The sequence below is a fragment of the Pseudomonas sp. SDO52101_S400 genome (assembly GCF_054071635.1).
Genome location: NZ_JBSVWF010000026.1, coordinates 1 through 26673 on the forward strand (window position 1 = coordinate 1; position 26673 = coordinate 26673).

The following is a 26673-nucleotide window of genomic DNA, read 5'->3' on the forward strand; positions in this document are numbered from 1 at the left end:
TCAGGAATTGAAGCGACGCCGATGTGTTCCCTTTCTTTCTACCAAGGGAGAGGGGACTGATCGAGGTGAATGTTAGAGATTCATTGACCTGGAATATTGAGTCGTACTCAGGAATTGAAGCGACGCCGATGTGTTCCCTTTCTTTCTACCAAGGGAGAGGGGGCTGACCGAGGTGAATGAATGAGCTCCATCGACTTGAAATCTTGAGTCGGACTGAGGGTTTGAAGCATCCCCGATCTGCTCCCTTTCCCCTCGCCCCCTTGGGGGCGGTCCGACGATTCGGGAGGGCTGGGGTGAGGGGGTAGGTTCTTAACGACACAAAATATCTCAAGCCGGATAAAAAAAGGGCCTGCTTCGTTTCCGAAGCAGGCCCTTTTGTTTATTGAAGTTAGAACTCAGTAGAACCGATCAATCACCCGAACTTCGTTCTTGTTCTGCATCGAGTCCCACGCCTGTTTCAGCGTTTGCAGAACATTACCGATGAAGTCCTTGTCGGCCGCGGCTTTTTTGCCGACATAGCCGTGGCCGCGGCGGTACATCTTCAGGCGGGCCAGCAGGTTCTGGTTGTTCCGGTCGAACTCTTCTTCACCAGCATGGGGCGACAGGCAGTCGATATGGACCTGACCCGACTTGCTGATCCACAGAATATGGCTGTCGTGGCTGTCTTTTTGCGCAGCGAACATACGAGCCAGTTCTTCGATAGTAGGTTGATTGTTCAGATTCATGATATTGCCCCTTGACCAGTCTGGTGATCTTTCAAAGTTGATTCGCTAATACAGGTAGCCCATCGGTTAGTTGATCCCTGGCACCGAAACCAGGACGTCAGCGGTCGCCCGTGTGAAGTACGGGGTCATGCATCTGTTGCATGTAGTCGTGTTGAATAACTGCTACGCAATAGCGTCACAACGAGGAGAAGCAGCGAAAACCGGGAGGCTCCTTGACGACGTTTTCAGGGTCGACCACAAGCGTCTTGAGAATTTTCGCCAGCGCTTCTCGTCCTTGTACTGGACGTTCAGGCCAGGTCAGCTTCTTCAATCTGCCTTGTGGGCAGCGTGTATCCGGAAAAAACAGCTCGGCGGTCAGACGAGCTTGCTCAAGCGTGTTGCCAGTGCTCCCGATCGGGGAGACGTCTGCATCATGCAAAAGCAAAACGACGCCGTCAACGGTTTTGTAGTGATTATTTTTGGTCACTACATATTGTCGGACAAAGTCATTCTGGAATGAGAAAAGGGCCGTTCAGGCAGCGTGGGAAGGGCTGCGCAGGCAGTAGAAGGTGCAGGGGTAACCGTCTACGGTTTTCTGCTGACAAGTGAATTCGCCGCCGCTCACCTCAGGGATGACCCTGGCCCAGAAGCGCCGCGCAGGCAGGTTGGCGTCGACATGGAAAATCTGCCACTGACCAGGCAGGTGGCTCAAGAGGGCAGAGGCGACAAACTGCGCGACGCCTTGGCCACGCCAGCGCCGGCTGACGAAGAAATAGCCGATGTTGTAGTCGGCGCCTTCGATGAGGATGTGATCATCGACGGTCACGAATCCCGAGAGTTCGCCGTCGACGTTGATCAGGAATGGCCGGGTTGCCGGCTGGCGCCAGTAATCGTCCTTCAACTGGATTGGAAAGAATCCGTGTTCGGCGAGCTTCAGCGGCAGCCACTCGCTGAAGTCGTAAGTGTAGAACTGCATCAGGTTTTCGATGGTGTCCAGTTCGTCGCGCCGGGCGACGCGCAGTTCGATGACAGACATACCGCTGGCTCCTGACAATCACTGCAGAAACAGTAGCGCGCAACGGGCTATTTGGCTGCCGGTTTCGCCGTGCGTTTGCCGGTAGCGGTGGTTTTGCGCCGGGTGGTTTTGCGCTTGTTCTTCCAAGGTGCCGAAGCCTTGCCGGCAGGTAGCGGGCCGCTGATGGTCAGGCTCAGCCCGGCGCAACGGGTCACTTGCTTGCTCATCCACGCGGCCTGTTTGGTGACGAACTCTTCCAGACTCATCTCGCCGCTCTGCACCATGTCCAGCGCCTGTTCCCAGATCGCTGTAGTGCCGGGGTCGGCAATCGCCCTGGGCACGGCGTCGATCAGGCTGAACGCGGCGGGCGTGGCGGAGAGTGCCTTGCCGTTTTTCACCAGATAACCGCGATCCAGCAGGCCCTGAATGATCGAGGCGCGGGTGGCTTCAGTGCCGATGCCGGTGGTGTCCTTGAGTTTCTGCTTGAGCAGCGGGTCTTCCACCAGTTTGGCGACGTTTTTCATCGCCTTGATCAGATCGCCTTCGGTGTAGGGCTTGGGTGGCTGCGTCCACAGGTCCTTGAGCTTCACATCCGCCACGGCGCATTCGGCGCCCTGGGTCAGCGTCGGCAGGGTTTGCGGGGCAGGGGCTTCACGACCCTTGGCCGGGGCCAGTGCTTCCGGTAGTGCGCGTTTCCAGCCCGGCTCGATGATCTGCTTGCCGACGGCGCGCAAGGCTTCGCCGGCGCAATCGAAATCGGCCTGGGTGCGGTCGTATTCGTGATTGGGCAGGAACTGCGCCAGATACCGCGCGCGTATCAAGGTGTAGACCGCACGATGCTTGCCGGTCAGGCGTTCGAGATTCTTGGCGGCGGCGGTGGGGATGATGCCGTGGTGGGCGCTGACCTTGGCGTCGTTCCAGGCGCGGGAGCGACGCTGCGGCTCCAGATGCTCGCGCAAGGCATCGAGGCTCGGGTCGGCCTGGCGCAACGCCGCGAGAATCCCCGGCGCCTCGCTGTGCTGGCTCACGGGCAGGTAGCCGCAATCGCTGCGCGGGTAGGTGATGACCTTGTAGGTTTCGTAGAGGGCCTGGGCGATGTCGAGGGTTTCCTGGGCGCCGAGGCCGAGTTTTTTCGAGCAGACTTCCTGCAAGGTGCCGAGATCGAAGGGCAGGGGCGCCACTTCGCGCAGGCGCTCGGTGCGCAGCTTCACCACCCGGGCGCTGGCAGCGCTGCTGATTGCGGCGGCCGCTTGCTGGGCGAGGGCCTGATTGAGGCAGCGGTCCTGATCGTCACAGGCATCGTTCGGCGCCCGCCATTGCGCGGTGAACGCCGTGCCGTGGTGCAGCAGTTGCACATCGATGGCCCAGTACGCGACGGGCACGAAATCGGCGATGCAGCGGTCGCGATCCACCACCAGTCGCAGGGTTGGCGTCTGCACGCGGCCCACCGGCAGCACGCCTTGATAGCCGGATTGCCGGCCAAGCAGGGTGAACAGCCGACTCATGTTCATCCCGATCAGCCAGTCGGCCCGTGAACGCCCCAATGCCGAGTGATAGAGGCTGAAGGTTTCCGAGCCCGGCTTCAGAGCCGCCAGGGCCTTGCGGATCGAGGCTTCATCCAGCGCCGACAGCCACAAGCGGCGGATCGGCCCGCGATAGCGGCAATGCTCGACCAGCTCACGGGCGATCATCTCGCCTTCACGGTCGGCGTCGGTGGCGATGATCAGTTCGCTGGCCTCGCCGAGCAGTCGCTTGACTGCCTTGTACTGGCTGGCCGTGCGCGGCTTGACGGTCATTTTCCATTTGTCGGGGATGATCGGCAGGTCCGCCAGCACCCAGCGCTTGTAGCGTGCGTCGTAGGCGTCCGGCGGGGCGGTTTCCAGCAAGTGGCCGATGCACCAGGTCACCGTGACGTCCGTTCCCAGCCAGCAGCCGTCGCCTCGGCGCCTGGCGCCCAGCACGGCCGCAATATCCTTGGCCTGGGAAGGTTTTTCACAGAGGTACAGCCGCATAACCACCGTCGTCGATCATTGCCCGAAGAGGCGCACAGAATGGCCTGAGTCGGGCAATCGGGCAACTTTTATCTGTATGGATATACAGATAAAAGGATTGCCGGTCATGACAACCGTCGCCGGGGCAATCCGGGACGCTATCGAGAAATTGATTAGCGCCCCCGCTGGCGGCTGTGGCAGGTTCAATTCGCCTCAACAGGGCGAGTGACAGGACGATCTCGCCAGAAGATCGCCGTTTTTCTGTCTGACACTGACTCTTTAGAAACAAGGACGTACACCATGTCTCAACCTTCCTCCCAGGCCAGCAGCGCCTTCACCGCGGTCGACACTTTCAGCCACCTGTATGACCGTGGCACCGGGACCGTCAACGGCAAGCCGTCGTTCACCGCCGACCAGGCCGCCGACGAAATCCTGCGCAAGGGCATGTCGTGGCAAGACAAGAACGCCGACGGCAAGATTGATCTGACTTACTCGTTCCTGACCGACAAGCCGTCGAACTACAACCCCAAACTCGGCAACTTCAGCGAGTTCAGCGATCAGCAGAAAGCCCAGGCCATCCTGTCGATGCAATCGTGGTCGGACGTGGCCAAAGTCACCTTCACCGAAGGCAAGGGCGGCGACGGTCACATGACCTTCGGCAACTACGACGTCAGCACCGGCGGCGCGGCTTTCGCCTACCTGCCCCAGGGCAGCAGCTATGACGGCCAGTCGTGGTATCTGATCAACGATAAATATCAGGTCAACAAGACTCCGGACACCAACAACTACGGACGCCAGACCCTGACCCACGAAATCGGCCACACTCTCGGTCTGTCGCACCCGGGCGCCTACAACGCCGGCAACGGTAACCCGACCTACGGCGACGCCAAGTACGCCGAAGACACCCGTGGTTACAGCCTGATGAGCTACTGGAGCGAAGCCAACACCGACCAGAACTTCAGCAAGGACGGCAGCGGCGCCTACGCTTCGGCTCCATTGCTGGACGATATCGTCGCGGTGCAGAAACTCTACGGCGCCAACCTGGAAACCCGTGCCGACAACACCGTTTACGGCTTCAACTCCAACGCCGATCGCGACTACTACAGCGCCACTTCGAACACCTCCAAAGTGGTGTTCTCGGTATGGGACGGCGGCGGCAACGACACCCTGGACTTCTCCGGCTTCAGCCAGAACCAGAAGATCAACCTCAACGAAGGTTCGTTCTCCGACGTCGGCGGCCTGGTGGGCAACGTGTCCATTGCGTACGGCGTGACCGTTGAAAACGCGGTGGGCGGCTCGGGCAATGACCTGTTGATCGGCAACTCGGCAGCCAACGATCTGATCGGCGGTGCCGGCAACGACATCATCTACGGTGGCGGCGGCGGTGATTCGTTGTGGGGCGGTGAAGGTGCAGACACCTTCGTGTTTGGCGCTGCCAGCGACTCGACCATGACCGCACCGGACTGGATCATGGATTTCACCAGCGGCCTGGACAAGATCGACCTGTCGGGCATCGCCGGTTTCGCTTCGGGCGCGGCCACGCTGAACTTCGTCAGCGGCTTCACCGGGCACGCGGGCGACGCGATCCTCACTTACTTTGCGCAGACCAACCAGACCAGCCTGATGATCGACCTCACAGGCCAGGGTTCGGTGGACTTCGCCGTGGGTGTGGTGGGGCAGGCCGTGGCGACCGATATCGTCGCCTGATCTGAAAACGGAAAATCTGAAACGAAAAAACCGCAGTCCTTCGCAGGCTGCGGTTTTTTTATGGGCGGAAAACCGTTCGGCTGCGAACCCGACGAGATTCTCCCGCATGGGTTATACCTGAACCGGTGCCTTCGCCGCAGTCAGGAGAAACCGATGAAAACCTCCGGTCCAAGCCCCGTCATCACCATCGCCGAGCAGCCAGGCTGCCTCCTTGTGAAATTCCATGGCATACAAGTCGCCGCTTCAGCCCGAGCACTGGTGTTGCTCGAAGCCAATTACCCGCCGGTCTACTACATCCCCCGCGAAGATATCGACGAAAAATACTTCGCCCGCACCGACCACACGAGTTATTGCCCGTACAAGGGCGACGCCAGTTATTTCAGTCTGCAAGTGCCCGGGCATGAGGGCGCGAACGCGGTGTGGACGTACGAACATCCGAAGATTTCGGTCAGCCAGATCAAGGACTACGTGGCGTTCTATCCCGATCAGGTGAAGTTTGAATTGCTGGAGGCGGAGGTCTGAAATTACGCAGGGTGGCGAGGGCATTGCCCCCTCGCCACACGTTTATCAATCAGTTCTTGTCCAGATCGATATTCTTCGTCTCACGCAAGCAAATCATCCCGACCACCAGGCTCACCCCGGTAATCAGCACCGGGTACCACAGCCCGTAGAAAATATCCCCGGTGTACACCACCAGCGCAAACGACACGGTCGGCAGGAAACCGCCGAACCAGCCGTTGCCGATGTGGTACGGCAGGGACATCGAGGTGTAGCGGATGCGGGTCGGGAACAGTTCGACCATCAGCGCCGCGAGCGGTCCGTAGCACATGGCGGAAATGATGATCAGAGCGACGATCAGGGCCACGATCATCGGCTTGTTGATTTGCTGCATGTCAGCCTGTTGCGGGTAGCCGGCGAGGGTGATCGCGCCGCGCAGGGCGGCCTCGTCGAAGCCGTCGAGTTTCACATCGCCGACGCTCACCTGCACCGCGCTGCCAGCCGGGGCGGCGACGCTGGAGTAGGGCAGACCTTGCTTGACCAGGAAGGTCTTGACCTTGTCGCACGGGCTGTCGAATTTGGCCTTGCCCACCGGATCGAACTGGAAGGTGCAGGTGGCCGGGTCTGCCACCACGGTGATCGGCGCCTGTTGGCTGGCATGGTCGATGGCCGGGTTGGCGTAGTGGGCCAGGGATTTGAAAATCGGGAAGTAAAGCGCCGTGGCCAGCAGCAGGCCGAGCATCAGCACCGGTTTGCGCCCGACCTTGTCCGACAGCCAGCCGAAAATGATGAAGAACGGCGCGCCGATCACCACGCTGATGATCAGCAGACTGTTGGCCACCGCCGGGTCCATTTTCAGGAATTGGGTGAGGAAGAACAGCACGTAGAACTGCGCGGCATAGAAGGTCACTGCTTGCCCGGCGTTGATGCTGAACAGGGCGATCAGCACGACCTTGAGGTTTTCCCATTTGCCGAAGGATTCGCGGATCGGCGCCTTGCTGGCCTTGCCTTCCTCTTTCATCTTCAGATAGGCCGGCGACTCGTGCAGGCTCAGGCGAATCCAGGTGGAAATCCCCAGCAGCACGATCGACAGCAGGAACGGAATGCGCCAGCCCCAGACTTCGAACTGATCGCCGGTGAAGTAACGGCAACCGAGCACTACCAGCAGCGACAGCAGCAGACCGAGGGTCGCGGTGGATTGAATCCAGCTCGTATGGAAACCGCGTTTGCCGATGGGGGCGTGTTCCGCTACGTAAGTCGCGGCGCCGCCATACTCGCCGCCGAGGGCCAGGCCCTGGAGCATGCGCAGCACCACCAGAATGATCGGTGCGGCGATGCCGATGCTGGCGTAGGTCGGCAGCAGGCCCACCGCGAACGTCGCCACGCCCATCAGAATGATGGTCGCGAGGAAGGTGTATTTGCGTCCGATCATGTCCCCCAACCGACCGAACACCAGTGCCCCGAACGGCCGCACGATGAAGCCTGCGGCAAACGCCATCAGCGCGAAGATGAACGCCGTGGTGTCGTTGACCCCGGCGAAGAACTGCTTGCTGATCACCGCCGCCAGGGCGCCGTAGAGAAAGAAGTCATACCACTCGAACACCGTCCCCAGGGACGAGGCGAAGATGACCTTTCGGGTATCGGGGCTGGCGTCCGCGCTGCGCACGGCGTCCAGAGGCTGAACGTGTTCTGACATATCGGTATCCCTCACAGTGATTGTTTTTGTTGTTTCCACTGGTGTTGCGTGTCCGGGTGATGCGCGATGTCCGTGAATCTGATGCGGGTCATTTGTGGGAGGGGGCTTGCTCCCGAAGGCGGTGTGTCATTCAACTCACTGCTGAATGATCTGCCGCTTTCGCGGGCAAGCCCGCTCCCACAGGGATCGGTGTCGCTTGTAAAGAGTTGAGAATCAGCTGTGCCGCTTTCTCGGCAATCATCAGCGTAGGCGAACAGGTGTTGCCCGAGGTAATGCGCGGCATGATCGAGGCATCGGCGATGCGTAAACCGGGTACACCGTGTACGCGTAACTGTGCGTCGACCACGGCATCCGCGTCGTTGCCCATGCGACAGGTGCCGACCGGATGGAAAATCGTCGTGCCGATCTTCGCCGCCGCTTCGTGCAGTTGTTCTTCGGTTTGCAGGCTGGCGCCGGGCAGGTATTCCACCGGGTTGAAGGCCTTCAGGGCCGGGGCGCTGACGATGCGCCGGGTCAGGCGAATCGCATCGGCGGCCACGCGCAGGTCTTCGGGATGACTGAGGTAATTGGGTTGAATCAGCGGCGCTGTTTGCGGATCGGCGGAGCGGATCTCGACCCGGCCGCGGCTCTGCGGCCGCAAATCACACACCGATGCGGTGAACGCGGGGAAGCTGTGCAGCGGTTCGCCAAAGCGTTCCAGCGACAGCGGCTGCACATGATATTCGAGATTGGCCGAGGTCTGTTCCGGTCCCGAGCGGGCAAACGCGCCCAACTGACTCGGCGCCATCGACAACGGCCCGCTGCGGTCATACAGATAACGCAGGCCCATGCCCATCTTGCCCCACACACTGCCGGCGATCTGGTTGAGGGTGCGAGCGTTTTCCAGTTTGTAGATCAGCCGCAGTTGCAGGTGATCCTGCAGATTGCCGCCGACGCCTGGCAGTTCATGCACCACGCCGATCCCGAGCTTTTCCAGCAGCGGACGGGGCCCGATCCCGGAGCGTTGCAGAATGCTTGGCGACCCGACGGATCCGGCGCACAACACGATCTCTTTGCGCGCCTTGAAGCTCTTTTCCTGACCTTGCCAGCTTGCGCTGACCCTTGAGGCGCGACCGTCTTCGAACAGCACCCGATCCACCTCGACTTCGGTGAGCACCGTGAGATTGGCCCGGTCGCGAATCGGCTTCAGAAACGCCTTCGCCGCATTCCAGCGCACCCCGGCCTTCTGGTTCACCTGAAAGTAGCCGCAACCCTCGTTGTCGCCCTGGTTGAAATCATCGATGCTGGCGATGCCGCTCTGCTCGGCAGCGCTGCGGAACGCATCGAGAATCGGCCATGACAGGCGCTGGCGTTCGACGCGCCATTCGCCCTTGTCACCATGAAAGTCCGCCGCACCGGCAAAGTGGTTTTCGCTCTGTTTGAACAGCGGCAGCACGTCGTTCCAGGCCCAGCCCGGGTTGCCCTCGGCAGCCCAGCCGTCGTAGTCCTTGGCCTGGCCGCGCATGTAGATCATGCCGTTGATTGACGAGCAGCCACCCAGCACCTTGCCCCGCGGATAACTCAGCGCGCGGCCATTGAGGCCCGGTTGTTCTTCGGTCTTGAAGCACCAGTCGGTGCGCGGGTTGCCGATGCAGAACAGGTAGCCCACGGGGATGTGAATCCACGGATAGTTGTCGCGCCCGCCGGCCTCCAGCAGCAACACGCGCTGCTGTGGATCGGCCGACAGCCGATTGGCCAGCAAACACCCGGCCGGCCCGGCGCCGACCACGATGTAATCGAATTCATCGAGGGAAGTCTGCATTCCCTGACCTCGCTTATTGTTTTTGTTGTCAGTCATCCTAGTTGTTAGCTTTCGTCAAAAGAATGTTAGTTTTTGCGCAGCCGCTGTGCGTTTTCAAACAGCGCCTCCTGACGATAGCCGACAAGGACAAGCCATGTTCGACTGGAACGATCTGCGGTTCTTTCTCGAGTTGCAGCGCAGCGGCCGACTGCTTACCGCCGCCCGCCGCTTGAACACCACCCACGCCACCGTCGCCCGGCATATCGAGGCCATCGAAAAAAGCCTCGGCACCGCGCTATTCGTCCAGCACGCCCAAGGTTACGAAATGACCCCGGCGGGGGAGGCGCTGCTCAAACACGCCGAAGCCATGGAAAACGTCGCGCTGCTGGCCCAGGAGGAAATCACCCAATCTACGGCGCCGCTGGGCAAGATTCGCGTCGGGGTTACGGAAGGGCTGGGCATCATGTTTCTGGCCAGCCGCATGGTCGGGCTGTTCGAACGTTATCCGGGGCTGGAAGTGGAACTGGTGGCGGTGCCGCGCTTTGTCAGCATCCTCAACCGCGAGGCGGAAATCAGCATTCACCTGGAACGGCCGGCGGCGGACATGCTCGTCACCCGCAAACTCACCGATTACCGGCTCGCCCTCTATGCCAGCCGCGCCTATCTCGACAACGCGCCGCCGCTGCGCAGCCGCGAGGATCTTGGACGGCACGCGTGGATCGGCTATGTCGATGACTTGCTGTTCAGTCAGGAGCTGATGTTCCTCAACAGTTTCTGTCGCAATCCACGGGTGGTGTTTCACAGCACCAGCGTGATTGCCCAGCAGCAGGCGGCACGTTCGGGGCTGGGGATTGCGGTTCTTCCTTGTTATATGGCGGCGTCGGATCCGGACCTGGTGGCGCTGCTGCCGGATGAGAGTATCGAACGCAGTTACTGGATCAGTACGCGGCGGGAGTTGCACAAGTCGGTGCGGTTGCGGGTGGTCTGGGATTACGTCGTGGGGTTGTGTGAAGGCGAACGCGAGTTGTTGATGGGCCAGTAAAGGACGGTTGATTCATGCAACTAAAACGCCCGGCAAAAGGTCATTCGAATTGCGGAGGTTGAGTCATTTCGCAGAACCTCGACAACGAAGACGTTACCCGTGGCTACTCACCTCGATCGCCGCAATAACCTGTCCCTCGACAGCCTGAATTTCTTTCTCGCCGATGTGCGTGACGGGCTCGGTCCTTATCTCGCGATTTATCTGTTGGCGGTTCACCACTGGGAGCCGGCGAGCATTGGTCTGGTCATGACGATTGCCGGGATCGCTGCGCTCATCACCCAAACCCCGGCGGGCGCGCTGGTCGACAGCACACGCTTCAAACGGGCGCTGATCGCGATTGCCGCGCTGGTGGTCACTGGAAGCTGTCTGCTGCTGCCGTTTGTGACGTCATTCAGCCTGGTGGCCTTGACGCAAGCCATCAGTGCCGTTGCCGCTTCGATCTTCGCCCCCGCCATCTGCGCAATCACCCTCGGGATCACCGGACCTCGCGCCTTCACGCGAAGGACCGGGCGCAACGAAACCTTCAACCACGCCGGCAACGCCTGTGCCGCGTTGCTGGCCGGTTTGTCCGCGTACCTGTTCGGCCCGGTTGCCGTGTTTTATTTGATGGCGGTCATGGCGCTGGCCAGTGTGATTGCCGTTTCGTTCGTATCGGCCGACGCCATTGACCATGAACTCGCCCGAGGTCTGGAGCCCAGCGAAACGGGGCAGGGCAAGCAGCCTTCGGGGCTTTCCGTATTGCTCACCAACCGGCCGCTGCTGATGTTCGCGATTTGCTGTGCGCTGTTTCACCTGGCGAATGCGGCGATGCTGCCGCTGGTGAGTCAGAAACTGGCCCAGGCCAATTTGCAGATGGCCACGCCGCTCACCTCCGCCTGCATCGTCGCGGCGCAGATGGTGATGGTGCCGGTCGCGCTGCTGGTGGGGGCGAAGGCCGATCTGTGGGGTCGCAAGCCGTTGCTGCTGGCGGGGTTTCTGATCCTGCCGCTGCGCGGTGTGTTGTATGTGTTGTCCAACGATCCGTGGTGGCTGGTTTCGGTGCAACTGCTTGATGGCATCGGCGCGGGGATTTTCGGCGCGCTGTTTCCGGTGGTGGTGAAAGACCTGACGCTGGGGACCGGGCATTTCAATGTCAGCCTGGGAGCGATTTCAACGGTGTTCGGTCTGGGCGCGGCGTTGAGCAACAGCCTGGCGGGGATTGTGGTTCAGGAGGCGGGGTACAGCGCCGCGTTTCTGACATTGGCAGCAGTGGCGATGGCGGCGCTGGTGCTGCTTTGGGGGGCGGTGCCGGAGACGGTGTCGCGGTCTTCGCTGCATGCAACCACAGTGCAAGGCACGCCGCCGGCGGTCGTGCCCTGACAGTTAATGTCGACAGAGTCCGCGCAATCGCGAGTACACCTGCTCCGGCGGATGATCGAGGCTTCAGGTTTTTCGCGTGCCTGCCGATGAAATCTGCACGATTTCAATGGAAGCAGTCATGAGAAAGGTTGTTGCTCTACTGGCGGTCTCGACACTCGTCGCAGGCTGCAAACCCTTCGGCGGTCCTACCGGTAACCCCATTGCCGACGCCTATCCCATCTTTCGCTGCGCCGCTTATCTCGATGAGCCATCGCTTGATCAGTGGCAACTTGCCGAAATCCGCTCCCTCAGCCGCCGCGACAACGGTTGCAAGCTGATCCTGGGCAGAATGTACGAAGAGGGCCGAGGTGTGCCCCAGGACATCCCCCAGGCCAAATCGATTTATGAGTCCCTTGCCAAAGAGGAACCGCGCGCCTACAACCGACTCGGCGCCATCGCCGAAAAAGGCCTCGGCGGCCCAGTGGACCTGGTAGCCGCGAGGGACTTTTATCAGCGCGCCGTCAGCCGGCCCGACAATACCTATATCGAGGCCAAACTGGCCAGGTTCATGGAGGACGGTACGGGTGGCCCACAGGATTTGCCAGGCGCGATGAAGTATTACCTCAGCAGCGCAGAAGAGGTTGGCAGTGACTCATGGCAGGGTGTTGAGCGCCTGCGTGCCAAAGGCGTGCCGATGTCCACCGGACAGCAGCAGCGCTACAACGACGTCTTCATTCGCACCGTGAAGCACCAGGTCCAAAGAAAGATCGAAATCATCGAGAAAAGCCTGGCGGCCGAGAAATTGTCGACCCCCGACAACAAAGCGGTTCACGTGCAACTGGAGGGCTCCCCGGGTTCAGTCGTACCTGCCATTTCGCTGCAGCAGAGCTCGGGCAACAACACCATCGATCAAAAGGTGCTGCAGGGCTTCAGCGACTATCGATTTCCGGGCGAACCGATCATGCCCGAGGGCCAGAAGACCTATAAGGTCATTCCCGTGGTCGTGACGGACGGCAAGACCAGAATGGAGCGCTTCAGGGATAGCAGAAAAACCGAGACCCAGGCGAAATAAACGGATGGAGGCCAGTCACACGGCAGTGGTGTTACTGGCCCTCATAACCCAAGTCGCGGGGCACTTGTCGTAATCGCATCTGACGTCCAATCTATCCGGCGACGACAAGGAGCGTTATCCGACACTCCGTCGCGATCAGGGAGTGAGGCATGAGCGAAGACACAAAAGTGAAAGGCCCGGCATCCTACTTTCCGTCAATCGAAAAGAAGTACGGCCAGCCCATCAGCCACTGGCTTGAACTGCTCGCATCCATCACCGACAAAAAACACATGGAACTGGTCGCCTGGCTCAAGACCGAACACGGTATGGGCCACGGGCATGCGAACGCATTGGTCGCCCATCATCTGGCAAGCGGCAAAAAGTGAAGGCAGGGCAGCCATGAACTTGAAACACAGGCCAGTGACGGCCGACGACGTCAAAACAATCTGCAGTTTTCCGCAGGGCGTTCAGGAGTTGTATTTCATGTTCCCGAAGGCGGAATTCCCGTTGACGGAAGCGCAGATGAACGCCGCGATCGGCCAGCGCTTCGACTCCACGGTGGTCGAGGCGGAGGGCGAGATTGTCGGGTTCGCCAACTTCTATCGCGCCGAGCGCCAGGGCATTTGCTGTATCGGCAATGTGATCGTGGCACCGAGCGCCCGGGGCAAAGGTGTGGCGCGATTTATTGTCGAGACCATGACGGAGTTGGCCTTCGAGCGTTGGCAGGCGAAGGAGGTGCAGTTGTCCTGTTTCAATGAAAATACGGCGGGGTTATTGCTGTATCCGACGCTCGGTTTTGTGCCGTTCGATATCGAGGAGCGCGCTTCGCCGAATGGTGGGCGGACGGCGTTGATTCATATGAGGCGCAACAGAAGCACGGCCTGATCCACTATCGGTTTGACCGTCAGTCTTGTGCTTACTACGCTGCCTTTCATGGAAGTGTCATCTCGCGCGACAAGGAGTGTCGGCTATGCGTGCAGCTATTCGTTCGTCTTCTGTTTTTGCCCTGCTCCTGCCTCTGGCATTCAGTGCGGTAGCTGCCCAGCCACCGCTCGATCCGTTGGAAACCCTCAACCGCATCAACCGCAACTACAACACCATCAAAGACGCATGCCAGGAGCCCGACACCGGCGCTGCCCGCGGGCATTACTACTGCAGCGGCGTGACGTTGCGCATGGTCAACGACGGGCCGTTCAACCCGTGGGACTACAGCCCTTACGCGATCAAGATCGGCGCGACGTCCTACTCGTGGATCCGCAAGGATCTGAGCACGCGGATCCTCATTCATCCGGCCGGTCTGATCCTGCGCACGCCCACCGATGCGGCGGCGTTGAACCTGCCGGTAAAGGAACAAGGCTTCACCTGCATCTACGCGTTCGATGGCGGCACCGGGCCTGAGCGCAAGTGGTACGGCTGCGGTTTCTTCGACAGCCGCGAACCGCCACGCGCCGCCCAGGGGACGATGAACAACAAGAACTCCGCGCTGGCTTACGGCACCTGCGCAGAAGCGGGCGTGAGCACCGCCGAACAGTGGACCAACAAGTACACCGGGCTGATGAAGGGACCAATCCAGTACAGCCAGTGTTCCTGGAACGCAGAAAAGCCCAGCGACTGGAACGCGATGATCCGCGTCCACGAATCGCGGGTGAACACCACCAACAAAGACCCTTTCGCCTTCAGTGCACAGGTCAACGAGTTCATGTTGAAGAACGCCTCGGCCACCAACGACGGCAGCGAAAACATGAAGTACATCGACGCCTTCATCTACAACGTCAATAGCACACAGAACTTCGCTACCCGTGGCGATCAGGCACCGCCCAAACCGGAAAACGGCCTGAACAGTGCGCGTAATTTCCAGAAGAAGCTCCAGGCCCAGGGTTACAGCGTGCCGATCCTGCGGCTGGACTTCACCAAACCACCGGAGCAGCGTTTCAGCTATGTCGCGGCGGATCAGGCGATTGATTTGACGGTTGCTGGCAATGGTCAGCCTGCACCGGTGACCTCTCGCTACATCGCGTCGGCCAATTGGGTCGAGCGCCATGACCCCGGCACCGGCAAAAACGAATGGACGCTCAATGTCACGCCCACCGCTCAGGGCAAGGCGATTCAGGCCAGCGATCAGGAGGCGTTGTACAAGGAGTTGTTCGCCCTGCGCGGCGCCGACAGCCAGTGGCGCGACAACGAGAAATCCCCCGGCAGCATGCGTCAGCAACTCAGTTGTCTGGTGCAGAACTACCCGGGCAAGACCGAGTGGAATCTGGAGCCGTTCCGTCCCGTCGTCAGCCCTCAGGAAGCCACCAAGGCCGGTTGCAATCCGCTGCCAGCCAAGGCGCCGCAGTACATCGCTTCCGCCGACTGGGTCAAACGCTACGACCCGGGCACCCGTCAGGACGAGTGGAGCTTGAGCGTTGTGCCGACAGCGGCCGGGCGCGCCTTGCCCAACGAACAGATCGATGCCTTGTACCAGCAGTTGTTCGCCCTCAGGGGCGCCGATGGCAACTGGCGCGACAACGAGAAATCCGCCGGCAGCATGCGCCAGCAATTGAACTGCGTGCTGGTGAATTACCGCGCCAAGACACCATGGAATCTTGAACCGTTCCGGCCTGCGCTTTCGGATGCCGAGACCCGGGCGGCGGGGTGCAATCCGGTTGCGCGTTAAGCCTCCAGGTGCAGCAGGAAGTCGCATCTGAACAAGGAAGTCCAGAAGAACAATCAGGGAGAAAAGTGTCATGAAAAAACGCTGGAACAGGATCGTCCCATTACTTGCGGTTCCGTTGTTTCTGCACGCGACGTCGGCCAATGCCGAGTCCTGCGAAGACACGCTCAAGCGCGTTGAAAGCTTGTACAACAACACTACCGCCAGTTGCGGCAAAGACCCGGCGTCGGACTGTTCGGGCCTGCTGATCCGTGGCACCCACCGCGCCGACCCGGCAAAAGGGCAGAAGTGGGACGTCTGGAACCCCAGCCCCAAAGCGGTGGAGTTGGGCACATTCGCTGCGTCTTACATGCGGGCTGATGGCATCAGCTACGAAGACCCCGGCATGAGCACCCAGAACGGCTACATCATCACCCCGGTCGACATGGTGCGCGACCCGGAAACCCCGGTGCACGTTTACTGCGCGTTTCCCAACGATGCCTGGACCGACTTTCGCGACGACCGTGGCTGCGGCAACAACAAGAACACCAGTCAGACCGAGGCAGTCTGTCAATCCATGGCCCCGCCGATCACCAACGTCAACGCCTGGGTCGCGCACTTTACCAAGTTCAACAACAACCGCCAGCAGGACCAGTTGCAATGCGGCTTCAACATGCGCAACCCGATGAGCAGCCAGGATCGGGTCAACGCATTCCAGAACTTCATGGGCGCCCGACGCGTCATCAACACCCGTGAATTCCAGACCCAGACCGAACTGCGCCTGGGCAATCCGAAAACCGATGAGCTGCCGATCCTGGCCTTTTTCTACAGCGACTCACGGGGCCTGAACGACGCACTGGCCAACCAGCGCGACTATAAAGCCAGGACAGGGAAGGACCGCAACATCGTCAAGATCGACTTCCCGAAAACCCCTACCAGCAAAGCCACGTTCTCGTGCATCCAGACTGCGACGCCACCGGCGCAACAGTTCTGCGACAAGTACATCGAATCCAGCACCTGGGCCCAACGCGACGACCCGAAACTCGGGCCGAAGACCTGGTCGCTGCAAGTCGTGCCGACTGCTTGCGGGCGCGCTATCAAGGATGACCAGACCGACCGGATGTTCGCCGAGCTGTACAACAAACACAAAGACGACGAGCAATGGCGGATGTACAGCGTCAATGGTGGCTCGATGCGCCGGCAGATGGTTTGTCACTTGGCGGCGACGTTCGATGGCAAGCCTGTGAGGAACAAGCCAGAGTGGAATCTGGAACCGGCTCGGCCGTATGTGGATCAGGCCACGGCGGTGGCGCAGCGGTGTAATCCGTTCTGAGGTTATTGAAGGGTGGGATCCGGTCTGCCGATGCCTAAGGTATCGGCAGGCAGGATTTTCAAGACTCAAATATGCAACCAGGCCAACGAGCCCAGCATGACCCCCAAACCCGCCGCCCCAAACGATACGCGTCTGAGCCATTCCTTGCGCGTCAATAGGGTGATGGCCGCCAGCGAAATGGCGATTTGAATTGCGGTCATGGCTTGGGCCCAGCGGTGATGCTGATGCAGCACCTGCTCTGATTTCTCGTCCCACTCTCGCGCCTGTTGCTCAAGTGTTTCCGCCTTTTTGCGGGCTTCCTCTTTCTGCTCGGCATAGCGCCGAGCCTCGGCAACATAATGAGCGGAATCCAGCCCCGGAAGGTGGCTGGCCAGTTCCGACAGGTTCTGCCGGCTGGACTTGGCCTGGTAGTAGTTCCACTCGTTGGCGGCTTCGGTCTTCTCGATGGCAGCGTTGTTTTTGTCCATGGCGGCCTCACTCTCCGTCGAGCCGGCCTGGTAGCTCATCAGGGCGCCAACCGTCGCCATGATCGCCGTCATGACCGCAATCTTGCTGGCAAAACGATCGCCTTTTGCGTGGGCATGATGGGTGGTGTGCTCGATATGTTGCTCGTGGGGACTGGGGACTTCGAACTCTTCAGGCATGACGGTCGGACTTGGGGTCGATGAAGTGGATGTGGGCGAATTATGAAGGGTGGCCGGATTTTAAGACACCAGTGACTGACAGTGTCTGGCCGAAAGCGGACGGCCCCAGTGAGGGCGTAAGTTTTGTATTCGGCCATAGCTGTCGAACTGGGGGAGTGGAGGCCAGCCTGACGGCAGGCCGTTACCGGCCCGCACGCAAAAAAATGACACTCTCCACCTCTTAGTCACACCGCTCAGCCAGCGGGAATCGACAAGATTGCCCGCAGCCCGCCCTCTGCCCGGTTGACCAGGGTGATCTGTCCATGGAGCCGTGTCGCGATGGTGTTGACGATGGCCAGACCCAGGCCCGCGCCTTGGGCATTCCCCCGACTGTAGAACCGTTCGAACAGTCGGGCCCGATCCATTTCATCGATTCCCGGCCCTTGATCCTCGACACACAGGTGGTAAAAACCGTCAGCCTGATACAAGTGCACGGTAATCACGCCATGCTCCGGGGAGAAGTTGGCTGCATTGGAGATGAGGTTGTTCAGCGCGATGTCGATGACGGTGGCGTCGGCGACAACCTTGAAGGGTTGGTCGCTGGCATCGAAAGCCAGTTCCAGGTGCCTGCTCAGCAGCCACGGCGTGAGTTGAACCAGCGTGTTGCGCACGGTTTCGCCGAGGTCGATGCGTTGCGTGGCAGGCGCGTTGGCCTTGGGTTCCAGGCGGGCCATGGTGAGCAACTGGTTGACCAGACGGCTGGTGCGATCGACGCCGGCAATCAGATAGTCCAGTGATTCACGGCGCTCTTGTTCGGTGCCGGCTTCAAGCAGGTTTTGCGCGTGCAATCGCAGCACGGCCAACGGTGTGCGCATCTCATGGGCGGCGTCGGCGATGAAGCGGCGTTCGCGACCAAGTACTTCCTGTATTTGCGCAAGCATGCGATTGAGCGCCGCTTGCATCGGTTCCAGTTCACTGGGTAATGGCGTCAGTTGCAAAGGCTCAAGGGAGCCACTGTGTCGGGCGCGCAGGGTCGCCGCCATATTGGCCAGAGGGCTGAGCCCCCAGCCGATGGCAAGCCAGACCATCGCCGCGAGAATCAGGCTGCCGAGCACATTCGGCCATAGTGTATGGCGGACAATGCGATCGACGAGATCGGCGCGTACGTCGTCGCGCTCCCCGACCCAGATGCGCAAACCGTTCTGCTGGTCTTCGAGGATGAAGGCGCGCCAGTGGCGTTGGTTCAAATCCACCACGTCACTGAAGCCCGGCTGGGCAGGCGGCGCGCTGAAGGAGGGGGCGCTGGCGGTGTGCACCAGTACTTCACCCTTGGAACTCCACACCTGAAACGCAAGTTTTCGCTCGTAGGGATGTCCGTCACCCCGAGGCACTGCTTCAGCCAGCGCAGAATTGAAAGCGCGGTACAGGTCTGAGTGCTCCCGCCCCGCCAAAGGCATGCGCATCACGCCTTGCAGCAGACGTGCGTTCTGCGCCAGTTGCGCGTCGTAGACTTCGGCGATTTCGTGATTGCTGTCGTGCAGGTTGAACACGCTGAGCACCGCGAGGCCGGCGAGCATCAGGGCAATGATCAGCGTCAGGGTACGGCGTCGGATCGAAGTCATTGACGCTCCTCCACCAGATAACCCACGCCACGTATGGTACGGATCAGTTCGGTGGAGAATTTTTTGCGCAGATGGTGGATGTGCACCTCCAGGGTGTTGCTTTCGGCTTCTTCGTTCCAGCCGTAAAGCAGTTGCGTCAGATGATCGCGGGTCAGCACCCGGCCTGGCGGTGACAGCAGCTCGTGCAGCAGTTGATACTCCTTGGGTGTCAGCACCACCGGTTCGCCCAGATAGCTGACTTGCTGGGTGCCGGGGTTGAGGCTGATGCCGGCGTGTTCGATGAGCATCTGCGCGCGGCCGGCACTGCGTCGCAGCAAGGCGCGCAGGCGGGCCTTGAGCTCGGCCAGATCGAAAGGTTTGATCAGGTAATCGTCGGCACCGGCGTCTAGGCCGGCAATGCGGTCCTCTGTGGCATCGCGGGCCGTGAGGATCAGCACCGGCAGATTGGCGCCGCTGGCTCGCACCCGACGAAGCACTTCGAGGCCGTCCATGCGCGGCAGGCCGAGATCCAGCACGGCCAGGTCAAAGGTTTCACTGAGCAACGCGTGCAGGGCGCTGCTGCCGTCCTTGAGCCAGTCGACTGTATAGCCTTCGCGCCCCAGCGCCTGATGAATGCCCTCGCCGAGAGCCACGTCATCCTCGATCAGTAATAAACGCACACGGACTCCTGTCATTCGAGTTTTTTATTCAGGTCCACCAGCAACGAAGCGATTTCCCTGCGACGCCCGACATCGGCGCTTTCCCGTCCGGGACGGGGAGCAGCCTGCTGGGCTTTGAGCAGCGCCGCCCTGGCTTCAGCGTAGCGTTTTTGACGGAAGAGATGATCGCCCCAGAAGTACAGGCTGTCGATGCCGTCCGGGTTGAGTTGCAGGGCCTGCTTGAGCAGTTGTTCGGCCTTGTCGCTGTCGCCGAAACCGATTGGCCAACCCGGCACCCGGTCGTACAGCGCCGCGAGGCTTGTGTAGGCCGAGCCTTGCAGTGCCTTGGGGTCGAGGGTCAGGGATTTTTCAAGGTCGGCCCTGGCCTCCTTGGCCTTGCCCAGTACCCCGAGACCTCCTTGGGCACCGGCCCAGCTGCTGATGACGATGCCTTTCCAGATCCAGGCCTCGGCAACCGCCGGACGTTCGGTGGTGAATTGTGTTGCCTGGGCCGCCAGCTGTTCGAACGCGGCGGCGCGCTGTTTTTCCGGCGTCTCGTACTGGATGTGCGCCCAGCGCTGCTGGATGCTGTTCAGACGTTGCTGATCGGCAGCATCCAGCGCCCAGACACTGTGACTGAGGACACCCAGCAGCAGGCATGCGATGAGTCGTTTCATGGTTTTGGCGTCTCGTTGTCGATTTTTTCACTCAAGCGACGAATCAACGGCAGCTGTTTGCGCAGACCTCGATCCACCAGATTGGGCAGCAGGTTGTTCAGACGCACGAAAAAGCGTTCCGGCCAGCCCAGATAGAGATCGCGTCGATCACCGGCAATCGCATGCACCACGGCGTTGGCCACAGCTTGCGGGTCATCGACGCTGGCGTTGAGCGCATCGTTCAGTGCTTGCGCTGCCGGGCTGTTCATCGATGTCCGGGTGGCGCGGGGTGCCACGTACAGCACGCCGACGCGGGTGTCCGCCAGCTCGCGGCGCAAGGCTTCGGAAAACCCGCGCAAGGCAAACTTGGTGGCGCAGTAACCGGCATAGCCGGGGTAGCCGATCGAGCCATAGGTGGAGCCGACGTTGACCACCATGGCACTGTCAGCCTGCTTGAGCAGCGGCAGCAGCAGTTTGGTCAGACAGATCGGCGCACTTATGTTCACTGCCAGCATTGCGTTGATTTCACTGTCGTCGAGCTGCTCAAGCATGGCGAAGTGATTGACCCCTGCCGCATTGATCAGCAGGTTGAGGCCGCCGATGGCCTCGGCGGCAACCAGTACCTTGCGCCGGTCGCTGAGAAACGTCAGGTCGGCGGCGACCCAGCACAGGTTCTTTGGGTAAAGGTCGAGCAACGGGCGCAGCGATTCCTGATGTCGCGCGACCGCCAGGACTTGCGCACCGGCGACGCACAGAGCACGCGTGATGGCCAGCCCGATACCACCACTGGCGCCGGTCAGCACCACACGGGCTTCATGCAGTTGCATGTTGAGCCTCCGCGTCACGGGGCAGGCCGCGGAGCATGTCGGCGTAGAGCCGATAGACGACTTTCGAGGCATGGATCACTGCCGCCTGATCGACTGGGTCTTTCAGCTGATTCATCAGTTGGCGATAGGTTTGCATGTGCTCGATGTCCAGCGAGCCGTGGGAACTGAGGTAGCTGAATGCCGTTTCCGGCAGGGACAGACGTTCGCGGATGCTGCCCGCCGCATGGGTCGCCAGGGCGATACTGGTGCCTTCAAGTACGTTGACCATGCCGAACAGACCCACCGGATTACCTCGGGCGATCAGGTCGTAAAGGAAGCTGACCATCAGCTCGATCGGCAGCGACGGCTGGCCGTCACGCACCGCGTTCCGGTCACCGCCACAGGCCTCGATGTCGTCAAGTACCCATTGCTCATGGCCGTATTCGTCCTCGATGTATTCGCACACGGCTTTGCGCAACCATTCCAGATGCGTCGGCAGGCGCGCGCCGCAGGCCATCATCAACGGTACGGTGTGACGAACGTGGTAGTAGGCCTGGGCGAGAAACGCGCGATAGCTTTCAAGGCTGACCTTGCCTTGCAGGGCATCAAGGATGATCGGCAGATTGAACAGCTCGTGCCGTTCCTCATGCGTCGCCTCTTGCAGGGTGTCGAAAAAACTCATGATGCGGGTTCCTCGGAATTGGCGGATTCAGTCAGTTGCGCCTTGTACAACGCGACGATGGCGTCACGGCGCGGGCGGCCATTGGCGGTGAGCAGGCCGTTGGCTGCGGTGAAAGGTTGTTTGAGGCGCGTCCAGTGATGCACTTGGGCGTAATCGGGCAAGGTCTCGTTGGCGGCGGCGACATCGGCGGCCAGTTGCGCATCGGTGCAGTCCGGACGGTGTGGCCAGAGCAGGGCGTGGTTGTGCGGCAACGCCTCGCCGTATACGAAGGCCTGAGCGATGTGACGGCGTTGGGTCAGTTCCGACTCGACCCATTCCGGGTTGACGTTGCGCCCGAAACTGGTGACGAACTGATGCTTCTTGCGACCCTTGAGATAGAGAAAACCTTCCTGATCAAATTCGCCCAGATCACCGCTCGGCCACCATTGACCGGTGTAGGCCGGGTCACCCAGATAGCCGAGCAGGGTCGCGCCCTTGATCAGCACCTCACCGTCTTCGGCCAGGCGCACCTCGACATGGGGCAGGGGGCGGCCGACGCTTCCCGGGCGACGCGCCCCGGGCCGATTGAGGCAGACCACCGAGGCGCACTCGGACAAGCCATAACCCTCGTACACCGGCAGGCCTACCCGTTGGGCACGGTGCAACAGATCTCGGGAGACCCGCGCGCCTCCCACGGCAGCAAAACGCAGCGATTGTGGATCAAAGGCTTTCTGTTCGGCGGCACTGACCAACAGCAACAGTAATTGCGGCACCAGAATCAGACTTTCGGGTACCCGGCTGGCCAGGCAGCCGAGCAAGCGCGGCACATCGACGCCGCTGGCACCCTGAATACCGAGAGTCTGTTGGCTAGGCACACTCAACGTAGCGCCGGCGTACAGCGCCGCGTAGCAGCCGAGGTTTTCCAGCAGGATGGCCAGCGGCAGCAGTGCCAGGTGATGGCCTGGCGCAGTCGGCTCGCTGGCCCGATCCAGTTCCCGCGCAACCCGCAGCAGATTATCCGCACTCAGGCACACGCCTTTGGGAGTGCCGGTGGTACCGGAGGTGAACGTCAGTTTGGCGGTGCCGGCGGGCAGGCGATCGGGGCCGTCGAAACGGCGATGCCAGAACTCACCGTGTTGCTCATACCCGGCGGCGCGCAGTTCATTCTCCATCTCCGGTTCGGCGATCACCCGCTCAGCCTGGCTCTGCTCCAGGCAATGGGCCCGTTGCGCGGGGCTGAAGAACGGCGGCAGGGGCACGCACGTCAGGCCTTCGAACAGCGCCGCCAGATCCCAGAGCATCGCCTGGACGCCGTTGTCCAGCGCCAGGGCAATGACCTTCACCTGTTCATCGCGCAGACGCTGCTGGCGGTACATCACTTCGGAATACAGAGTCGTGTAATCGAGCTTCAGCGTATCGCCCCACAGCGCAATCGTGTTGTCGTTGCGCCCGGCATGGCTGCGCAAGGCTTCCTGGAATCGTTGCCGTTCAAGCGACATGGCTGGCTCCTTCAATCGAGGTCGGCAAACCCAACCGGGTAAACAGGCCGATGTTGCGCAAATGAATGAAGCCGGCGCGGATGTTGCCGACATGCACCCAAGGCTTGCTTTCGTAATAACTGCCCCAGTGTTGACGCTCGTCACCCAGGCGTTCCGGATCGGCGGCGCACAATGTCACGGGTTTGAGGCCCAGACGATGGAAACTGTTGACCAGTCCGGTATTGCCGGTAAAGGTCACCCATTCCAGGCCGCCCATGGCCAGCAGATAGGTAATGGCGATGATGCTCGTGCGTGCGCTGCCGGTGTCGCTGGCGGCCAGGTTGCCGACTTCGACTATGGCGCTACGTTCAACTTGCCTGCCTGCGGCTGCGCTGATCAACGGCTCGATCGGTTCGTCCAGGTAGCGCTCCAGAAACAACGGTTCAAGGTGGGCACGACGCACGCCGGCCACCGCGCACAGCTCGCCATCGCCGTTGTGAACGCCAAAAAGCTCGGGCATGAAGTGTCGGATGTCGGCGCCATGGGCCTTGCGAAACCGATGCTGGATGAAGGCTTCGAATGTCTCTCGCAACGTGTCGTCGGGCAACGCGCCGCTCAACGTCATCGGCGGCGTTTCGACACGGCCGAAGTGCAGGGGCAGGGGGATTTTCCAGGCGGAATCGGGCATGGGCTGAGCGCCTCCCTCATAGGTTCGAGGGAAGTATCCGAACCATTTCTTAACGAAGTCTGAAGGTGAAAAAAGCTTTATGAGCGATCCATCTTCAGATTGTCTTAAGACTTCCCGGGCAGGGTAAGGCCGTCGGTTCGCCCGGCAACCGGATCGAGACGGCCGAACACATCGGTCGTCACTCACGATAACCACGAGGCACGTTATGACTCGCAACACTGCCGTAAACCGTTATGGAAAACTGTCGATCGTCCTGCACTGGCTGATGCTGGCGCTGTTCGTCGGCGTGTACGCCTGCGTTGAACTCAAGGGCTTCACACCCCGTGGCAGTGAAGTGCGAGGCCTGCTGATGGGCTTGCATGGTCTGTTTGGCGTGAGCATCTTCGTGCTGGTGTGGATCCGCCTGTTCGGGCGCCTGACCCCACGTCCACCGATCACACCCAAGCCACCGGCCTGGCAGACGGGCCTGTCGCACTTGATGCACCTGGCGCTGTACGTCCTGATGATCGCCACCCCGGTGCTGGCCTGGCTGATGCTCGCCGCTGGTGACAAACCGTTTCCATACTTCGGCTTCCACCTTCCGGCACCCCTTGCCATTGACCCTGACCTGGCCAAACGCCTGAAGTACTGGCACGAACTGCTTGGCAACATGGGGTATTGGCTGATCGGCCTGCACGCGGCGGCAGGGCTGTTTCACCACTATTGGGTGCGGGATAACACACTGGTGCGGATGTTGCCGGGGCGCAGCCATTCGCAGTAGGCCCGTGCGCGGTATCTGGCAGCGGGCCTGAGCACGAACACGATCCTGTGTTCCTGGCCAACTCCGCTTACGACAGCCAATGCCTGTTGTCCAATGCCCGCGAATCCCTCGATTCAGCCTGCGAAATGCTCAACAACTTCGCCGCCACCCTGGAACCCGCCCATCGCAAAACGGCGCTGGGCATCGCACAAGTTGTCATGGTCGCGGGGCTGGCCTTGAGTCAGGCGTTGGATAGCGTGGAACTGAAGGCGTAAAGGCTGATGGTGAAGGTTATCGCTGCTGCAGCAAGACATTGTTTGTGCACGACGTGTCGTCCCTGATACTGGACCTGAACCTTATCATTCATGGCTCGGAGCCACCATTGGAGTCAACTGTAAGGGGAAAGTCGAACCCGGGACGCTAAACGGTTTTTAATCTACCGGTGGTTTCCCACCGGTATCTCGCTCACGAAGGCAGATTCTCACTGCAATTTCGGTGGATTGGTGGTCGTGAAAATGTAGCGCGCAAAGCGCCATTGGCCATCGGCTTCCCGGTGCAGCAGGAAAATTTCCTGGTTGCCCTCTGCATGGGCTGGTTGATCGCCGGACAGCAGTTTGACCGTTCCCTTGGAGCGAGTGCGGGCAAATGCCCAGTCACTGGACAGCTGTCGGATCTCATCGACAGTGAAGCGGATGTCGAGCCTGATGGTGTTGAAAACCTGGCGATAGGCTGCGCGCACTGCTTCACGGCCTTCGGCTGGCGGACTGTGCTGCGGCATGAATACGGCATCGGCGGCATACAAGGTCATGACACCTTCGACGTCAGATGCATTCAGTGCTGCTCCATAATTGTGGAGTTGCCGGGTGACGGCCGTCTTTACTGCATCTTCGGCGCCGGGGCTGGCGGCCTGAGCCGCCACGGGCAATAGTGCGCTGAGAAGCAATGCAATCAATGTGGTACGCATGGCTGTAAACCTCTGATGTCAGAGCAAGACGACAAGCTTGCCGAGTGCGCGATCGCTTTCCATCAAGCGATGCGCCTGGCGAACTTCGTCGAAGGCGAACGTTTGGGTACGAATGGACGGAATCCGTTTGGCAGCTATTTCCTTTGCAAGCCACAGCAATGGCGTGTCCGTCAGTGGCAAGGCCGGCGTGCCGAATAAGCCGCTCGGAAAGAAGTTCAGGCTGATCCCGGCAGGCAGGTCCTGCATCAGGTGGAATTGCTCCAGAATCGGCGCACCGCCGAGCAGGCCGATGACGCTCACCGCGCCGAAGGGGCGCAAGGCCTTTGTGGTGTCGCGCAGCGTCGCGGCCCCGACAACTTCGAGTGCGGCATCCACGCCCTGGGGAGCGATTTCGCGAACACGCTGCGCGATCTCACCGCTGTCTACGAGCACCGCATCAGCCCCCATTTCGTAAAGGCGCTGGCTGTTCGCAGCGTTGCGTGTAGTGGCGATCACTGTTACTCCGCGAGCCTTCGCATAAGTGATGGCTGCCAGGCCAACCGATGACGTTCCTCCCCGTATCAGCAACGTCTGGCCCTTTTGAATGGCCAGGCTTTTGTCCAGAGCCCCCCAAACCGTGAGATAGGCCTCCGGCAACGTGGCGAGTTCTTCCCAGGAGAGTGTGGTTCCGTCCAGCGAGACCACGTTGTTGCGCAGCACCGTAACCTGCTCGGCATAGCTGCCATTACGGCTGAACTGCATGCCGCCCATGGCCGTGGCCACGCGTTGACCGGTACGAAAGATGCCGGCAGGGTCATGGATGATTTCGCCGACCGCCTCGATGCCGGGCACGCGCGGCGAAGTGATGTCGCCCATTTTGCCGGCGCGCAGATAAGTTTCTGCGCGGTTCAGGCCCAATGCACGGACGCGGATCTTTACTTCGTCCTGCGTTGGTTCGGGAGACAGGATGTCTCGCAGTTGCAGGACTTCGGGCCCGCCTGGTTGTTCAATCACATACGCTTTCATGGT

Annotated in this window: 26 protein-coding genes and 1 pseudogene; 11 read left to right on the top strand and 16 right to left on the bottom strand. The window is 60.6% G+C overall.

Annotated elements, in window-relative coordinates:
• Positions 1–395: 395 nt before the first annotated feature.
• From ACW9HX_RS14695 to ACW9HX_RS14710, 4 genes are all read right to left on the bottom strand, one after another.
• Complete coding sequence (locus tag ACW9HX_RS14695; RefSeq protein WP_085602835.1) at positions 396–725, bottom strand: hypothetical protein; 330 nt, start codon at positions 723–725, stop codon at positions 396–398.
• Positions 726–900: 175 nt separating this feature from the next.
• Positions 901–1191 carry a hypothetical protein gene (locus ACW9HX_RS14700; RefSeq protein WP_176504837.1) on the bottom strand — a complete coding sequence of 97 codons (291 nt, stop codon included), beginning with the start codon at positions 1189–1191 and terminating at the stop codon, positions 901–903.
• 45 nt (positions 1192–1236) lie between these two features.
• Entirely contained in the window at positions 1237–1740 is a 504-nt protein-coding gene (locus tag ACW9HX_RS14705) for a GNAT family N-acetyltransferase (protein WP_457381176.1), read from the bottom strand.
• A 47-nt stretch (positions 1741–1787) separates the two neighbouring features.
• A complete protein-coding gene (locus ACW9HX_RS14710; protein WP_457381177.1) occupies positions 1788–3731 on the bottom strand; it encodes a DNA topoisomerase III in 1944 nt (647 codons plus the stop codon).
• 279 nt (positions 3732–4010) lie between these two features.
• Between ACW9HX_RS14710 and ACW9HX_RS14715 the strand changes: the two genes are divergently transcribed.
• Both ACW9HX_RS14715 and ACW9HX_RS14720 read left to right on the top strand, forming a co-directional pair.
• A complete protein-coding gene (locus tag ACW9HX_RS14715) occupies positions 4011–5417 on the top strand; it encodes a serralysin family metalloprotease (protein WP_457381178.1) in 1407 nt (468 codons plus the stop codon).
• Between the two features lie 153 nt (positions 5418–5570).
• Positions 5571–5939, top strand: coding sequence for a DUF427 domain-containing protein (locus ACW9HX_RS14720; RefSeq protein ID WP_457381179.1), 369 nt, complete (start codon positions 5571–5573; stop codon positions 5937–5939).
• 49 nt (positions 5940–5988) lie between these two features.
• On the opposite strand, the gene ACW9HX_RS14725 is transcribed toward ACW9HX_RS14720, so the two are convergent.
• Together ACW9HX_RS14725 and ACW9HX_RS14730 are read right to left on the bottom strand one after the other, a co-directional pair.
• Entirely contained in the window at positions 5989–7611 is a 1623-nt protein-coding gene (locus tag ACW9HX_RS14725; protein WP_115078311.1) for an MFS transporter, read from the bottom strand.
• Between the two features lie 130 nt (positions 7612–7741).
• The gene (locus tag ACW9HX_RS14730) at positions 7742–9412 is read right to left on the bottom strand and encodes a GMC family oxidoreductase (protein WP_457381180.1); all 1671 of its coding nucleotides are present in this window, start codon (positions 9410–9412) and stop codon (positions 7742–7744) included.
• Positions 9413–9545: 133 nt separating this feature from the next.
• Between ACW9HX_RS14730 and ACW9HX_RS14735 the strand changes: the two genes are divergently transcribed.
• The 7 genes from ACW9HX_RS14735 to ACW9HX_RS14765 all read left to right on the top strand — a co-directional run bounded on the left by ACW9HX_RS14735 (position 9546) and on the right by ACW9HX_RS14765 (position 16790).
• Positions 9546–10433: a LysR family transcriptional regulator gene (locus ACW9HX_RS14735; protein ID WP_457381181.1), complete on the top strand. Its 888-nt coding sequence runs from the start codon at positions 9546–9548 to the stop codon at positions 10431–10433.
• A gap of 99 nt (positions 10434–10532) precedes the next feature.
• On the top strand, positions 10533–11792 hold the full coding sequence (locus ACW9HX_RS14740; RefSeq protein ID WP_457381182.1) for an MFS transporter: 1260 nt from the start codon (positions 10533–10535) through the stop codon (positions 11790–11792).
• Between the two features lie 76 nt (positions 11793–11868).
• Positions 11869–12843 (top strand): tetratricopeptide repeat protein, encoded by a 975-nt coding sequence (locus ACW9HX_RS14745; protein ID WP_457381183.1) that lies wholly within the window; start codon positions 11869–11871, stop codon positions 12841–12843.
• Between the two features lie 149 nt (positions 12844–12992).
• On the top strand, positions 12993–13208 hold the full coding sequence (locus ACW9HX_RS14750) for a DUF4287 domain-containing protein (protein ID WP_457381184.1): 216 nt from the start codon (positions 12993–12995) through the stop codon (positions 13206–13208).
• 13 nt (positions 13209–13221) lie between these two features.
• Positions 13222–13707 (top strand): N-acetyltransferase family protein, encoded by a 486-nt coding sequence (locus tag ACW9HX_RS14755; protein WP_457381185.1) that lies wholly within the window; start codon positions 13222–13224, stop codon positions 13705–13707.
• Between the two features lie 85 nt (positions 13708–13792).
• Positions 13793–15481: a DUF2599 domain-containing protein gene (locus tag ACW9HX_RS14760; protein ID WP_457381186.1), complete on the top strand. Its 1689-nt coding sequence runs from the start codon at positions 13793–13795 to the stop codon at positions 15479–15481.
• Positions 15482–15551: 70 nt separating this feature from the next.
• Complete coding sequence (locus tag ACW9HX_RS14765; RefSeq protein WP_457381187.1) at positions 15552–16790, top strand: DUF2599 domain-containing protein; 1239 nt, start codon at positions 15552–15554, stop codon at positions 16788–16790.
• Between the two features lie 65 nt (positions 16791–16855).
• On the opposite strand, the gene ACW9HX_RS14770 is transcribed toward ACW9HX_RS14765, so the two are convergent.
• The 8 genes from ACW9HX_RS14770 to ACW9HX_RS14805 form a co-directional block, all read right to left on the bottom strand.
• A complete protein-coding gene (locus ACW9HX_RS14770) occupies positions 16856–17434 on the bottom strand; it encodes a DUF4337 domain-containing protein (RefSeq protein WP_457381188.1) in 579 nt (192 codons plus the stop codon).
• A 233-nt stretch (positions 17435–17667) separates the two neighbouring features.
• The gene (locus tag ACW9HX_RS14775) at positions 17668–19035 is read right to left on the bottom strand and encodes an ATP-binding protein (protein ID WP_457381189.1); all 1368 of its coding nucleotides are present in this window, start codon (positions 19033–19035) and stop codon (positions 17668–17670) included.
• Positions 19032–19694, bottom strand: a complete 663-nt coding sequence (locus ACW9HX_RS14780) for a response regulator (RefSeq protein WP_457381190.1) — start codon at positions 19692–19694, stop codon at positions 19032–19034. The genes ACW9HX_RS14775 and ACW9HX_RS14780 overlap by 4 nt, the downstream gene beginning before the upstream one ends.
• Positions 19695–19705: 11 nt before the next feature.
• The gene (locus ACW9HX_RS14785; protein WP_457381191.1) at positions 19706–20350 is read right to left on the bottom strand and encodes a tetratricopeptide repeat protein; all 645 of its coding nucleotides are present in this window, start codon (positions 20348–20350) and stop codon (positions 19706–19708) included.
• Positions 20347–21156, bottom strand: coding sequence for an SDR family oxidoreductase (locus ACW9HX_RS14790; protein ID WP_457381192.1), 810 nt, complete (start codon positions 21154–21156; stop codon positions 20347–20349). Before ACW9HX_RS14790 ends, ACW9HX_RS14785 begins: the two co-directional genes overlap by 4 nt.
• Entirely contained in the window at positions 21143–21817 is a 675-nt protein-coding gene (locus ACW9HX_RS14795; RefSeq protein ID WP_457381193.1) for a TenA family transcriptional regulator, read from the bottom strand. Before ACW9HX_RS14795 ends, ACW9HX_RS14790 begins: the two co-directional genes overlap by 14 nt.
• Complete coding sequence (locus ACW9HX_RS14800; protein WP_457381194.1) at positions 21814–23295, bottom strand: AMP-binding protein; 1482 nt, start codon at positions 23293–23295, stop codon at positions 21814–21816. The genes ACW9HX_RS14795 and ACW9HX_RS14800 overlap by 4 nt, the downstream gene beginning before the upstream one ends.
• A complete protein-coding gene (locus ACW9HX_RS14805) occupies positions 23285–23962 on the bottom strand; it encodes a thermostable hemolysin (RefSeq protein ID WP_457381195.1) in 678 nt (225 codons plus the stop codon). Before ACW9HX_RS14805 ends, ACW9HX_RS14800 begins: the two co-directional genes overlap by 11 nt.
• A gap of 205 nt (positions 23963–24167) precedes the next feature.
• Between ACW9HX_RS14805 and ACW9HX_RS14810 the strand changes: the two genes are divergently transcribed.
• Entirely contained in the window at positions 24168–24722 is a 555-nt protein-coding gene (locus ACW9HX_RS14810) for a cytochrome b (RefSeq protein ID WP_457381196.1), read from the top strand.
• Between the two features lie 23 nt (positions 24723–24745).
• Positions 24746–24976 (top strand): annotated as a pseudogene (locus ACW9HX_RS14815) (DUF6124 family protein); the annotation flags it as partial.
• Between the two features lie 206 nt (positions 24977–25182).
• Here ACW9HX_RS14815 and ACW9HX_RS14820 read toward each other — a convergent pair.
• Positions 25183–25665, bottom strand: a complete 483-nt coding sequence (locus ACW9HX_RS14820) for a YybH family protein (RefSeq protein WP_457381197.1) — start codon at positions 25663–25665, stop codon at positions 25183–25185.
• Positions 25666–25683: 18 nt separating this feature from the next.
• Entirely contained in the window at positions 25684–26670 is a 987-nt protein-coding gene (locus tag ACW9HX_RS14825; RefSeq protein ID WP_457381198.1) for a zinc-binding dehydrogenase, read from the bottom strand.
• Between the last annotated feature and the right edge of the window lie 3 nt (positions 26671–26673).